The 12,793-nt window shown below is 67.8% G+C and carries 13 protein-coding genes; 9 read left to right on the top strand and 4 right to left on the bottom strand.

The features are described from left to right. The first annotated feature begins 36 nt into the window (after positions 1-36). The 4 genes from groL (at position 37) to D1610_RS17030 (ending at position 4,634) form a co-directional block, all read left to right on the top strand. Positions 37-1,680, top strand: a complete 1,644-nt coding sequence (gene groL / locus D1610_RS07475) for a chaperonin GroEL (protein ID WP_118863489.1) — start codon at positions 37-39, stop codon at positions 1,678-1,680. Positions 1,681-1,881: 201 nt separating this feature from the next. Then, entirely contained in the window at positions 1,882-2,343 is a 462-nt protein-coding gene (locus D1610_RS07480) for a hypothetical protein (RefSeq protein WP_147414290.1), read from the top strand. Then, a complete protein-coding gene (locus tag D1610_RS07485) occupies positions 2,340-4,406 on the top strand; it encodes a peptidase domain-containing ABC transporter (protein WP_118863759.1) in 2,067 nt (688 codons plus the stop codon). The genes D1610_RS07480 and D1610_RS07485 overlap by 4 nt, the downstream gene beginning before the upstream one ends. Positions 4,407-4,490: 84 nt before the next feature. Next, entirely contained in the window at positions 4,491-4,634 is a 144-nt protein-coding gene (locus tag D1610_RS17030) for a hypothetical protein (RefSeq protein ID WP_182466735.1), read from the top strand. Between the two features lie 122 nt (positions 4,635-4,756). Here the strand turns inward: D1610_RS17030 and D1610_RS07495 are convergent, their stop codons facing one another. Continuing rightward, positions 4,757-6,577: an ABC-F family ATP-binding cassette domain-containing protein gene (locus D1610_RS07495; protein WP_118863492.1), complete on the bottom strand. Its 1,821-nt coding sequence runs from the start codon at positions 6,575-6,577 to the stop codon at positions 4,757-4,759. Between the two features lie 171 nt (positions 6,578-6,748). Between D1610_RS07495 and D1610_RS07500 the strand changes: the two genes are divergently transcribed. The 3 genes from D1610_RS07500 to D1610_RS07510 are packed head-to-tail and all read left to right on the top strand — an operon-like array spanning position 6,749 to position 9,147. Beyond that, entirely contained in the window at positions 6,749-7,018 is a 270-nt protein-coding gene (locus D1610_RS07500; RefSeq protein WP_118863493.1) for a hypothetical protein, read from the top strand. A 42-nt stretch (positions 7,019-7,060) separates the two neighbouring features. After that, positions 7,061-7,747, top strand: coding sequence for a response regulator transcription factor (locus tag D1610_RS07505; protein ID WP_118863494.1), 687 nt, complete (start codon positions 7,061-7,063; stop codon positions 7,745-7,747). An 8-nt stretch (positions 7,748-7,755) separates the two neighbouring features. Continuing rightward, the gene (locus tag D1610_RS07510; RefSeq protein WP_245942030.1) at positions 7,756-9,147 is read left to right on the top strand and encodes a sensor histidine kinase; all 1,392 of its coding nucleotides are present in this window, start codon (positions 7,756-7,758) and stop codon (positions 9,145-9,147) included. On the opposite strand, the gene D1610_RS07515 is transcribed toward D1610_RS07510, so the two are convergent. Next, positions 9,144-9,842, bottom strand: coding sequence for a DUF4893 domain-containing protein (locus D1610_RS07515; protein ID WP_118863496.1), 699 nt, complete (start codon positions 9,840-9,842; stop codon positions 9,144-9,146). The two genes, D1610_RS07510 and D1610_RS07515, sit on opposite strands and share 4 nt — an antisense overlap. A 167-nt stretch (positions 9,843-10,009) precedes the next feature. Between D1610_RS07515 and D1610_RS07520 the strand changes: the two genes are divergently transcribed. Continuing rightward, the gene (locus tag D1610_RS07520) at positions 10,010-10,423 is read left to right on the top strand and encodes an ExbD/TolR family protein (protein ID WP_118863497.1); all 414 of its coding nucleotides are present in this window, start codon (positions 10,010-10,012) and stop codon (positions 10,421-10,423) included. 2 nt (positions 10,424-10,425) lie between these two features. Here the strand turns inward: D1610_RS07520 and D1610_RS07525 are convergent, their stop codons facing one another. Then, positions 10,426-10,890 (bottom strand): hypothetical protein, encoded by a 465-nt coding sequence (locus D1610_RS07525; RefSeq protein ID WP_118863498.1) that lies wholly within the window; start codon positions 10,888-10,890, stop codon positions 10,426-10,428. Positions 10,891-11,024: 134 nt separating this feature from the next. Next, positions 11,025-11,351 (bottom strand): hypothetical protein, encoded by a 327-nt coding sequence (locus D1610_RS07530; protein ID WP_118863499.1) that lies wholly within the window; start codon positions 11,349-11,351, stop codon positions 11,025-11,027. A gap of 1,026 nt (positions 11,352-12,377) precedes the next feature. Between D1610_RS07530 and D1610_RS07535 the strand changes: the two genes are divergently transcribed. Beyond that, a complete protein-coding gene (locus tag D1610_RS07535) occupies positions 12,378-12,779 on the top strand; it encodes a hypothetical protein (protein ID WP_118863500.1) in 402 nt (133 codons plus the stop codon). Positions 12,780-12,793: the final 14 nt, after the last annotated feature.

Here is a 12,793-nt window from a genome sequence, read left to right on the forward strand (position 1 = left end):
TCGATAAGTTCGCGCCACTCCGACAGGAAAAATGACATGGCAGCCAAGGACGTAAAATTCAGCCGCGACGCGCGTGAGCGCATCCTGCGCGGCGTCGATATCCTCGCCGATGCGGTGAAGGTCACGCTGGGCCCGAAGGGCCGCAACGTCGTGATCGACAAGAGCTTCGGCGCGCCGCGCATCACCAAGGACGGCGTCACCGTCGCCAAGGAGATCGAGCTCAAGGACAAGTTCGAGAACATGGGCGCGCAGATGCTGCGCGAGGTGGCGTCGAAGACCAACGACGTCGCGGGTGACGGCACCACCACCGCGACCGTGCTCGCCCAGGCGATCGTGCGCGAGGGCATGAAGTCGGTCGCCGCCGGCATGAACCCGATGGACCTGAAGCGCGGCATTGATCTCGCCGTCTCGAAGGTCGTCGAGGATTTGAAGGGCCGCTCCAAGCCGGTCGCCGGCTCGAACGAGATCGCCCAGGTCGGCATCATCTCCGCCAATGGCGACACCGTCGTCGGCGAGAAGATCGCCGAGGCGATGGACAAGGTCGGCAAGGAAGGCGTGATCACCGTCGAGGAAGCCAAGGGCCTCGAATTCGAATTGGACGTCGTCGAAGGCATGCAGTTCGACCGCGGCTATCTTTCGCCCTACTTCATCACCAACCCGGAAAAGATGCAGGTCGAGCTGAACGACCCGTACATCCTGATCCACGAGAAGAAGCTGTCGAACCTGCAGGCGATGCTGCCGATCCTGGAAGCGGTCGTCCAGTCGGGCCGTCCGCTCCTCATCATCGCCGAGGACATCGAGGGCGAGGCGCTGGCGACCCTGGTCGTCAACAAGCTGCGCGGCGGCCTGAAGGTCGCGGCGGTCAAGGCGCCCGGCTTCGGCGATCGCCGCAAGGCGATGCTGGAGGACATCGCGATCCTCACCAAGGGCGAGATGATCTCCGAGGATCTCGGCATCAAGCTCGAGAGCGTGACCCTGAACATGCTCGGCCAGGCCAAGCGCGTGTCGATCGACAAGGACAACACCACCATCGTCGATGGCGCCGGTGAAGCCGATGCGATCAAGGGCCGCGTCGAGGCGATCCGCCAGCAGATCGAGAACACCACCAGCGATTACGACCGCGAGAAGCTCCAGGAGCGTCTGGCGAAGCTCGCCGGCGGCGTCGCGGTGATCAAGGTCGGCGGCTCAACCGAGGTCGAGGTGAAGGAGCGCAAGGACCGCGTCGACGATGCGCTGCACGCGACCCGCGCTGCGGTCGAAGAGGGCATCGTCCCCGGCGGCGGCACCGCGCTGCTCTACGCCACCAAGGCGATCGAGGGCCTGACCGGCGGCAATGACGATCAGACGCGCGGCGTCGATATCGTCCGCAAGGCGCTCTACGCGCCGCTGCGCCAGATCGCGCAGAATGCCGGCCATGACGGCGCGGTGATCTCGGGCAAGCTGCTCGAGGGCAACGATCCGACCCAGGGCTTCAACGCGCAGACCGACACCTATGAGAATCTGGTGTCGGCCGGCGTGATCGACCCGACCAAGGTCGTCCGCACCGCGCTGCAGGACGCCGCCTCCGTCGCGGGTCTCCTCATCACCACCGAAGCGGCGGTGAGCGAGGTGCCCGAGGACAAGCCGGCGATGCCCATGGGCGGCGGCGGCATGGGCGGAATGGGCGGCATGGATTTCTGACCTGCGCGCGAGCCGGCTACGCCCGGCTCGCTCCCAGGCGCAGGTCCGGCCGGCGGTCCTTCAGGACCGTCCGACGAAGCGGCGGCTTCGCCGTCGCTGGCCCAGATCAAGACGAAGGGCCGGGGAAGCAAATCCCCGGCCCTTTCGCATGTTGCGTCCCCGCCCGCCCACCGATACGCCGTGGTCAACACGGGGGTAACCATGGCGCTGTTCCGGCGGGAGGCGATGGCGGAGCGCGGACAAGCGCTGGAGGGCGCGGTGTCGCTCGCCGTCCCCTTGTCCTGGCAGCTCGTCGGCGGGCTGCTGTTCCTGGCGGTCGCGGGCGCGATGCTGTTCCTGCTGCTGGCGCAGACTGATCGCGTGCTCGCGCTCGAAACGCTGGCCGGCGACGATGGCCGCGCCGTCGCCATCCTTCCCGAGGCCGACGCGGCGTCGCTGCGGCCGGGCGCTTGCGGAGTTCTGGCGCTTGCCGGAGGCGAGGTGGCGGTGCCCGCCTGCGCCGGCGGACGGATCGGCCCCGCCCCATATGTCCTGACGTCGGGCAATGTCGTGACGGGCCATGCGGTAACGCTCCGCCTCGATCGCCCAGTTCCCGCCAGCGCGCGCGGCGTCGCCCGCTTCGCCGTCGGCCGCGAGAGCCTGTGGGCCTCGCTCGCGCGATGAGGGTCCGCCACGTCCGCCAGACCGAGATAGCCGAATGCGGCCTCGCCGCGCTGGCGATGGTCGCAGGCGCGAACGGGCTCGACATCGACCTCGCGGCGCTGCGCCACCGCTTCGGCGTCTCGGCGCGCGGCACGGGCCTCGCCGAGATCATGGCGGCGGCGGACGCGCTAGGCCTTACCCCCCGCGCGGTGAAGCTGCCGCTCGACGCGCTCGGCGATCTCCATCTGCCCGCGATCCTGCACTGGGACATGAACCATTTCGTCGTGGTCGAGCGCGTCTCGGGCGGCCGCGCGCTGATCCACGACCCTGCCGTCGCCAGCCAGTGGCTCGGCGAGGATGAACTGTCGCGCCATTTCACCGGCGTCGCGCTGGAGCTTCGCCCCGCCGCCGGCTTCGCCCCCGGCCGCGAGCGTCGACGCATCGGCATCGGTCAGCTATGGAGCGGCGTGTCGGGGCTGAAGCGTGCGCTTCTCCAGGTCGTGCTGCTCAGCCTGGTGCTGCAGGCGTTCATCCTCGCCACCCCGCTCTTGATGCAGGTCGCGATCGACCGCGTGCTGCCGGCGGACGATATCGGCCTGCTCGCCACGCTCGCGCTCGGCTTCGCCGGCTTCGCGCTGATCAACGCCGCCGCCACGGGACTGCGCGGGCTGGTGCTGCTGCACGCGGGCAGCGCGCTCAGCTTCGGCATCTCGTCGAACGTCGCGCGACGGCTGATGCGGCTGCCGGTCGACTGGTTCGAGCGCCGGCAGATCGGCGATGTGTTGTCGCGCTTCCAGTCGGTCGCGCCGATCCAGCGCGCGTTGACCGAGGGCGCCGCCACCGCGCTGATCGACGGGATGCTGGCGCTCGTCACGCTGGCGGTGATGCTCGGCTACAGCGTGCGGCTGACCCTGATCCCGCTTGTCGCGGCGCTGGTCTATCTCGCCGTCCGCCTGCTGCTGTTCCCGCGCGAGCGTGCCGCGCAGGACGCCGCAATTGCCGCGGCGGGCAGCGAGCAGGGCATGATGGTCGAGACGCTGCGAGGCGTCGCTACGCTTCGCCTGTTCAACCGCGAGACGCTGCGCCACGCCGCCTGGTCCTCCCGGTTGATGGCGGCGACCAATGCACGCATTCGGTTCATGCGGATCGGCATCGCGCAGCAGACCGCGAATGCGCTGATCTTCGGCTTCGAGCTGATCGCGGTAAGCGTGCTCGCGATCCTGCTGGTGATCGAAGGCGGCTTCAGCATCGGCATGGCCTTCGCCTATATGGTGTGGAAGGCGCAGTTCACCCTGGGCGTCGCCAAGCTGGTCGATCGGGGATTCGAGTTCCGCATGCTCGGACTGCATCTCGACCGCCTGTCGGACATCGCGCTGACGGCTGAGGATTCGGGCTTTTCGGAGGACGCACCGCCCCGCGCGCTGACAGGCGCGATCGAGCTCAAGGATGTGCGCTTCAGCTACGGCCCCGGCCTGCCGCAGGTGCTGGACGGCGTATCGCTCAGCATTCCGGCGGGCGCGCATATCGCGATCACCGGTCCCTCTGGAGGCGGCAAGACGACGCTGGCGCGCGTCATCCTGGGGCTGATCGCGCCCGCCAGCGGGTCGATCCTGATCGACGGCATGCCCGTCGCCGAATTCGGCCATCGTAACCTGCGCGATCAGGCGGGCGCGGTGCTGCAGGATGACACGCTGTTCGCCGGCTCGATCGCCGAGAATATCGCGCTCTACGATTCCGCGCCCGATCCCGAGCGGATTCGCGCCGCCGCGCACGCCGCTGCGATCGACGCCGACATCATGGCGATGCCGATGCGCTACGAAACGCTGGTCGGCGATATGGGGTCGGCGCTTTCGGGCGGGCAGCGCCAGCGCATCCTGCTCGCCCGCGCGCTGTACCGGCGGCCGCGGCTCCTCGTCATCGACGAGGGCACCTCGCACCTCGATCTCGATCATGAGGCGCGGATCAGCGCCGCGATCGCCTCGATCGGCATCACCCGCATCGTGATCGCCCATCGCCCCGACACGCTCGCCGCCGCCGATCGGGTCTACCGGCTCGAGAACGGCCGGCTGTCGGCAACGGCATGAAAATGGTTAACAATTGATTATTGATTAATTTTTCGTTATCCAAATTTGGCCGAGCGATTCGGCTACGTGAACAGGGATGACGAAATGTCCAAGATCGTTGAACTCGATGCCGAGGAGGTGACGGAAGTCGCCGGTGGCCGGAGAGGCATTGTCGAATGGTTCGAAAGCGTCTTCGGCTCGGGCCCCCCGCCGACGACCGACTACCACTGGACCGGCGTCAAGGGCTAATACCCTTACGCTTTGACAGTCAGGCCGGGAGCGTGGGGGCTGCCCGGCTTTTCTGTGTTGGTGCACGCCGCGGTGACGTGTGATGGGCCTATAGTTTGATCCGGCGGGCCTCGCGTTGGCGTTCAGTCGCCGCCGGACGCCAGCCGTTCCACCTGCTCCGCCAGCGTCAGCCACCGTTCCTCCGCGGCATCGCGTTCGGCGCGCGCCTTTTCGATCGCGCTGGAAAGCGCCGCGAACTTATCCGGATTGCGTGTGTAGAGTTCGGGATCGGCTAGCGCCGCTTCGTCGCGCGCAATGGTCGCCTCAATTTGCTCAATCCGGTCCGGCAACAGGTCGTAATCGCGCTGGTCCTTGTAGCTGAGCTTCGCCGGTTTCGGCGGCGGCGCCATGGTCGTCACCGGCACGGTCCTAGCCGTAGATTTGACCTTCGTCCGCGTGGGGCGGCGCTTCGCCTCCCAATCGGCATAGCCGCCGGCAACAACGTCGACATGGCCGCTGCCGTCGAGTCCCAGCGTCAGCGTGACGGTGCGGTCGAGGAAGTCCCGATCGTGGCTGACGATCAGCACCGTGCCGTCATAGTCGGCGATCACTTCCTGCAAGAGATCGAGCGTTTCGAGGTCGAGATCATTGGTCGGCTCGTCGAGCACCAAGAGGTTCGAGGGCCGGGCGAATTCGCGGGCAAGCAGCAGGCGGGATTGCTCGCCGCCGGACAAGGCGCCGATCCGCGCGTCCGCCATGCCGGGATCGAACAGGAACTCCTTCAAATAGCCCTGGATGTGCTTCTTGGCGCCGCGCACTTCGATCCAGTCGCCGCCATCGGCCAGCACGTCGCGCACGCGCTTGTCCGGCGCCATCAGGCTGCGCCGCTGATCGATGATGATGCTGTGGAGCGTTTTGGCCAGCCGCACCTGCCCTTCGTCGGGTGCGATCTCGCCAGTCAGCAGCTTGAGCAGCGTGGTCTTGCCGACCCCGTTCGCGCCGACCACGCCGATTCGATCACCGCGCTGGATGCGCAGGGTGAAATCCTTGATGATGGTGCGATCGCCGCCCGTCCCGGACCCCGATCCGGGAAAGCGCTTGGTCACATGCTCGGCGGTGATCACCGCCTTGGTGCGCACATCGTCGCTCTGGATGCCGAGATTGGCCGCGCCCGCCGGTCCGATCATCGCGGCGCGTTCGGCGCGCATCTCGATCAGCTTGGCCAACCGCCCCTGGTTGCGCCGCCGCCGCCCGGTGACGCCGCGCTGCAGCCAATGCTCCTCGATCTTCAGCCGCGCGTCGATCCGCTGGGCATTGCGCGCCTCGTCCACATAGACCTTCTCGGTCCATGCCTCGAACCCGCCGAAGCCGATCTCGGCGCGGCGCAGGCCGCCGCGGTCGAGCCACAGGGTTGAGCGTGTGAGGCGCGTCAGGAAGGTGCGATCATGGCTGATCGCCACAAATGCGCCGGCATAACGCTGCAACCACGCCTCCAGCCATTCGATCGCGGCGAGATCGAGATGATTCGTCGGCTCGTCGAGCAGCAACATGTCGGGCTCCTGCGCCAGCGCGCGCGCCAGCCCGGCGCGGCGGCGCTCGCCCCCGCTTGCGGTCGCCGCGTCGCGCGCCATGTCGATGCCGAGCTGATCGGCGATCGCCTCGACCATATGCCGCGCCGGCGCGTCGCCGCCGCCCAGCGCGAAATCCATCAGCGTCGCGCATCCTTCCATGCGCGGCTCCTGCTCAAGCAGCACAACATGCGTTCCGGGCACGATCGTGCGCTTGCCCTCGTCGGGCTCGATCGCGCCGGCGATCAGCTTGAGCAGCGTGGTCTTGCCCGCGCCGTTGCGGCCGATCAGCGCGAGCCGGTCGCGCGCACCGATATGGAGGTCGAGACCGCGAAACAGCCAGCCTGATCCCTGGACGATACCCAGATCTTCGTAAGACAGGATTGGAGCGGCCATCGGATAGTTGCTTCCCGGTAACAGTGGCGGCGAGCTTGCACAGGGCTGCACGCCATATTCATTGGCTATTCAATGCTTCACCCCTAAGCCGGAAGGACGATGCCGCAGACGCCACGTCTTTCCGCCGCTTTAGCGGCACTTGCCGCGCTTGTGCTCGCGGCGCCTGCCGCCATGGCCGATCAGAGCAAGCCCGACAAGCGGGAGCGGCGCGAGCAGCGCCACCGCGGCGATCAGGATTTCGCCTTCCGCGCGCTGCGCGCTGGCGAGATCATGTCGCTGTCGGAGATCGAGGCGCGGGTTATCCCGCGAATGCGCGGGGCGCGCTATATCGGATCGACCTTCGACAGGGATTCTGCGGTTTACACGCTCAAGTTCATGCGCGAAGCATCGGTGATCTGGATCGATGTCGATGGCCGTTCGGGCCGGATCATCGGCCGCTGACGCGCGTTGTCGCGCCAAGACATAAGTAAGGGGATCGAATCTATGCGCGTGCTGATCGTCGAGGACGAGCCCAGCCTGGGGCAGCAGCTTCGCAATACGCTGGAGGGCGCGGGCTACGCCATCGACCTCGCCACCGATGGCGAGGAGGGGCATTTTCTCGGCTCCACCGAAAGCTATGACGCCGTGGTGCTCGATCTCGGCCTGCCCGAGATCGACGGGCTGACCGTGCTCGACCGCTGGCGCAAGGAGGGCAAGGCGATGCCCGTGCTGGTGCTGACCGCGCGCGACAGCTGGTCGGACAAGGTCGCCGGGCTTGACGCGGGCGCCGACGACTATCTCGCCAAGCCGTTCCAATCCGAGGAACTGATCGCCCGCCTGCGCGCGCTGATCCGCCGCGCCAGCGGCAATGCGAGTTCGGAGCTGAACGCGGGCGATGTCCGGCTCGACACGCGTTCGGGCAAGGTCACCAAGGCGGGCGAGCCGGTCAAGCTGACTGCGCAGGAGTACAAGCTGCTGAGCTATCTCCTCCACCACAAGGGCAAGGTCGTCAGCCGGACCGAGCTGATCGAGCACATCTACGATCAGGATTTCGATCGCGATTCGAACACGATCGAGGTGTTCGTCACGCGCATCCGCAAGAAGCTGGGCGCCGACGTGATCACCACCATCCGCGGGCTCGGCTATAGCCTGGACGATCCCGACGCGCCCCGGCCCGCCGACGCCGACTGACCGCCCACGTGACCGATACGGCACAAGCCGTCGAGGACGTACCGCCGCCGCGGCACCAGGTCGCCCGATCGACCGGCTCGCTGTCGCGCCGGATGATCGGCATCGCGGCGGCGTGGATCCTGCTGCTGCTGCTCGGCGGCGGGGTCGCGCTCGACCGCGTGCTGACCTCCGCCATCACCCGCAATTTCGACGATCAGCTCGATTATGTCCTGACCGCGATGATCGTCGCGGCGGAGATCGATCCGCAAGGGGCGGTCATGTTCAACCGCCCGCTCGGCGACCAGCGCTTCCTCGAACCCTATTCGGGCCTCTACTGGCAGATATCGGGCGGCGGCTTCGAGCCGTTTCCGTCGCGCTCGCTGTGGGACCGGCGCCTGCGCACCGACCGCGACCACAACGACACCGAGCTGCACGTCTACGACAGCGACCAGATGCCCGATCAGACGCTGCGTATCGTCGAGCGCGACGCGCGACTGCCCGGATCGCCCGTACTGTGGCGCTTCCAGGTGGCGCAGGACCGCGCCGGGCTCGACGCGCAGATCGCGACGCTCAGGCGGACGCTGGTGCGCAGCTTCGCGCTGCTCGGCCTCGGCCTGATCGCGCTTGCCGCGCTGCAGACATTCTACGGTCTGTGGCCGCTCAGGCGCGTGCGCGAGGCGATCCAGCAGATGCGATTGGGACAGATCAGCCGCGTCGAGGATGCGATGCCCGACGAGGTCGCGCCGATGGTCGAGGAATTGAACGACCTGATCGCGCACAACGAAAAGCAGGCGGAGGAAGCGCGCCGCCATGCCGGCAATCTCGCCCATGCGCTCAAGACCCCCCTCACCGTCATCATGAACGCGGCGACCGCCGCGGCGGCCGACCTGCCCGAGACCGTGGTGCGCGAGGCGCGGACGATGCGGCGGCAGGTGGACCATCACCTCGCCCGCGCGCGCGCCGTCGGGCGGTGCGGCAGCGCGCACAGCCGCGCCGAGGCATGGCCGAGCCTGGAGGCGGTCGAGCGCGCGGTCGGGCGGCTCTACCCCGACGTCCGCATCGACATCGACGGCCCGCACAACCTGTCGGTGCATGTCGAGCGGCAGGATCTGGACGAGATGCTGGGCAATCTGATCGAGAACGCCGCGAAATACGGCGGCGGCAGCGTGTTCGTCACGGTCTGCGCCGAGGCCGGCTATGTCGAGTTCATGGTCGAGGACGACGGGCTGGGCATCCCCGAGGACGAGCGCAGCCGCATCTTCGACCGCGGCGCGCGACTCGACACCTCCAAGCCCGGCACGGGCCTGGGCCTCGCCATCGTCCGCGACGTGGCCGAAATCTACGAGGGCACCGTATCGCTGGAGGAAAGCGAGGACCTGGGCGGGTTGCTCGTCCGCCTGCGCCTGCCGATCGCGAATTAGCCGCCCGGCGTCGTATCGGTCGCGGTGGTCTCGGTCGCCTGCGGGGCCTGCTGTTCGGCCGGAACCGGGGTCAGTTCATAGACGTCGAGACCCGGCTTGCCGTTGCGCCAGGGGACGACCAGGCGCCAGCGGAACGGCGCGACGCGTTCGACCACGCCGGCGAGATCGCGATCGGAATCGCTGCCATAGCCGAGCGAGTTGTCGCCCGGCTTCAGCTGCTTGGCGCCCAGAAAGACGTAGCGCCGGTCGCCGTCGGGATGCAGCCAGCCGCCGGGCAGATCGGTCCCTGTCTGCTTGGTGAAGGACAGCGCGTCCGCCCCTTCGCTGCGGACATAGCAGAAGAAGGGACGATAGGCGCGGACGGCGGGGCCGCGGCGCGTCTTCTGCCCGATGCTGACCAGCCGGCAATTGTACGAGCCCGGCGGCAGGGCGGGATGATCGAGCGCGGCGTCTGCGGCGAGCAGATCGGCCTCTCCGGCGAGCGCGCTCTTCGAGCGGCGCATGGCGACGGCGCGCGCCTCCTGCCAGATGCCGTCCAGGTTCTGCAGCCGTTCGCTGTCGTCATGCGCGATCAGCGCGCGCCAGCCGGTCGCCTGCTCCGCCGCCGCGACATCGCCGACCGTGGCGAGGCGCTCCTTCCCGGCGCAGCCGGCGAGCGACAGGGCGGCGGCGGCGAGCAACAGCACGGCGCGCATGGGGTGTCTCCCGATTTGCCGAAACGTTAACGCGATTGTCTCCGGAAATAGTTAACGAAAGGTAAATCCGCCATCGGCCTGACGGCCTAGTCCGTCCGCATGACCCCGAGGTTGACCATCGCCGTTGAATGTGATGTCATAACATGACTATTGCAGGGAGACAGGCCATGCGTCGTTTCGTTCCCGCCGCGCGCGAGCCGCAGATGTTCGCCGAGATGAACACCACCCCGCTGATCGACGTGATGCTGGTGCTGCTGGTGATGGTGATCATCACCATCCCGATCATGAACCACGAGGTTCCGGTCGAGCTGCCCCAGCCCGCCCCCGGCCCGATCGAGCTGCGCGTCACCCACCGGCTGGAGATCGCGGCGAACGGCGCGGTGTCGCTGGACGGCAGGCCCGTGGCCGACGCCGCGCTGCCCGCGCGCCTCGCCGCGATCCGCGACGATCCCAATGCCGAGCTGACCGTGCGGACCGACGAAGCCGCGCGGTACGACCGCTTCGCGCAGACCATGGCGGCGATCAGGCGGGCGGGCATCACCCGGCTTGGCTTTGTCGGCCACCGGGCGATGCTCGACTGAGCTCATACCGCCCCGGCGAGCATGTCGGCGCGCCAGCGGGCGAGATCGGCCTCGCCGCGATCCGAGGCGAGCAGCCGGCCCCAGGCCAGCGCCTCGTGCGCCACGATCGCCAGTTCCCATACGCAGAAGGTCGGCCTGAGCGGCGCGGCGTCCAGACCGTTCGGCGACTCGGGATAGGCCGGGGCGAAGGGCGCGAAACCGGCCATCGCGCCCTGATGATGCCACACCGCCTCCCACACCTCGTTGGCGCCGCGCCACACCGACACCAGCAGGAAGTGGAAATCCGCGCCGCAGCGGTGGAGCAGCACGAAGCCGTGATCGCCCGCGCCCAGCGTCCCCTCCCCGCCGGCCCAGGCCAGCATGCCCCGCGCTTCCGCCGCGAGATCCTCCGGCACCGGCTCGCCCGGCCTTTCGAGATGGTAGAATTTGAGCAGCGCCCCGCCCGCGGCGAGCGGCGGCTGCGGCACGGCCTGCTTGGCATGGTGACGATAATCGGCCCGAGCGGCGGCATGACGGGCTCCCTGATTGTACCCCTTATGTTCTACCAGAGAGCGCCGGCAAATGCCAACGGGACGACGCGCCGCGCCGTCCCGCATCAGGATCATTCGCCATCCAGGTAGGCTCGGCCGCGCCGGACGATGAAGCCCTTCTCCGCCATCTCCTGTGCGAAATCGTCATGCGCGTCGGCGACCTCGCGGCGATATTCGCGGCGGGCGTTCTCCGCATCGGCCGCGTCGTCTGCGCCGCGCAGATCGTTGCGCAGCTCGCGCCGGGCCTCGGACAGATCGGTCATCAGGTCGCGATAATGCGAATTCTCCTCCGAATAGACCCAGCTGCGCGGCGGCGGCGCGTCATGCGCCAATGCGGGGCCCGCGGAACAGGCGATGGCGGCGGCAAGCGCCGCGGCGGCGGTCATGGTCTTGGACATGGTACGCAACTCCTTCCAGTGAGCGACCGGCGGGAAGAACGGGCGACGCGGCGGCGCTGTTCCGGATTCGCGGCGCAGCGGTGACGGCGGTGACGGGTGTTTGCCGCAATCGCAGCGGCTTGGAGGAACGGTGGCCGGGCGGATCGACCGGATTTCACGTTCAACCGATCGGATGAATGACGATTCGCGGTTTTCCGCCGATTCCGGGTGATCCGGCGTGGGCGAACTTCAGTATGTTCAGTGTCTGGCGCGTGTTTTGCCGGACTGAAGTTCATACCATCCTCGTTTCGGCGCGCGGCCGGCGAGGACATGTGCCGGCAAATATATCTGGTCATGGTCATGCGCACATGATAACCTATATGGATCATGTAGGAAAGCCTATAATGGATGATATCCTTATCTTCCTTTCGGGCGTGGGAGGAGGGCGACGGGGCGCGCGCGGAAGCTGACGTGCGAGCCGGTCGCGTGATCGGGCGTGATGCCGTGCGACGCCGGATCGTATCCTGGAAGCGACACACCTGCTGGAGGCCACGCGCCGGCGATTGATGCGGCGGATCGTCCGAGGAAGCGGTCAGCAATCTCGAGGCGATCGTCACCTGAAACCATAATGCCCCGTCAGCCCGGATCCTTCGACAGGCTCAGGACAGGCTTGTTCCGGGGTCCACCAAGCGGCTGGGGCAATGACAGGAGACGTGAGCGCCACTCTCGCGGCACGATGGACCCCGGAACAAGTCCGGGGTGACGGATGAGGGTGCTGGCCTGCGCACCCGGCACGGCGCACAGGGTGACGGCGCTGAATAGCCACCGCCGTCTTTACATCCCCGCCCCGTCCGCCTATCGGCGCCGTCCCGCACGGATGGACCGTGGGATGAAGGGGAGACGGTCATGTTTGCGCTGCTGATGCTCCCTCCATGGGAAGGCGGGCTTGCCCCGTTTGCCGCGCCGCGCCGGATGACCGGCGGGCGCCCCTTGTCCATCTGATCCGCCGGTCACGCGCTTCGCCGCCCCAGCGGGCGGAGCGCAATCATGTATGTCCGTTTTATCGCGCCGGTGCCGACCGCGCGCCGTAATGTTGACCGTGGCCTGTTCGGCCCGGCCTATCGCCTGTTGTGGGACGACGCGACGCCGGAGAGCCTGCGCCGCGCGATCGGCCATGAGCTCGACTGGTTCGAGGCCGAGCTGCCCGTGCCGCGCGGGCGTTCGTTCTGCGTGAAGTCGCGCAAGCGCTGGCTGGCGCATGGCATCTGCTGGTTCAGGGACGATGCGCGGATCATGATCGCGCGGGCCTACGGGCTGGCGGCGCTGATCGACGCCTGCGGCGTGCCCATCACCAAGCGCGCCACCCGCCGCCCCGGCCAGATCCTGTACCGCGACGCCTGGCAGATCGTCGCCAAGCCGGAGGAGGCGACGCCGACCCTGTGGTGCTGAGGCATCCGGGGTCG

Source organism: Sphingomonas gilva, assembly GCF_003515075.1.
Classification (GTDB): Bacteria; Pseudomonadota; Alphaproteobacteria; order Sphingomonadales; family Sphingomonadaceae; genus Sphingomonas; species Sphingomonas gilva.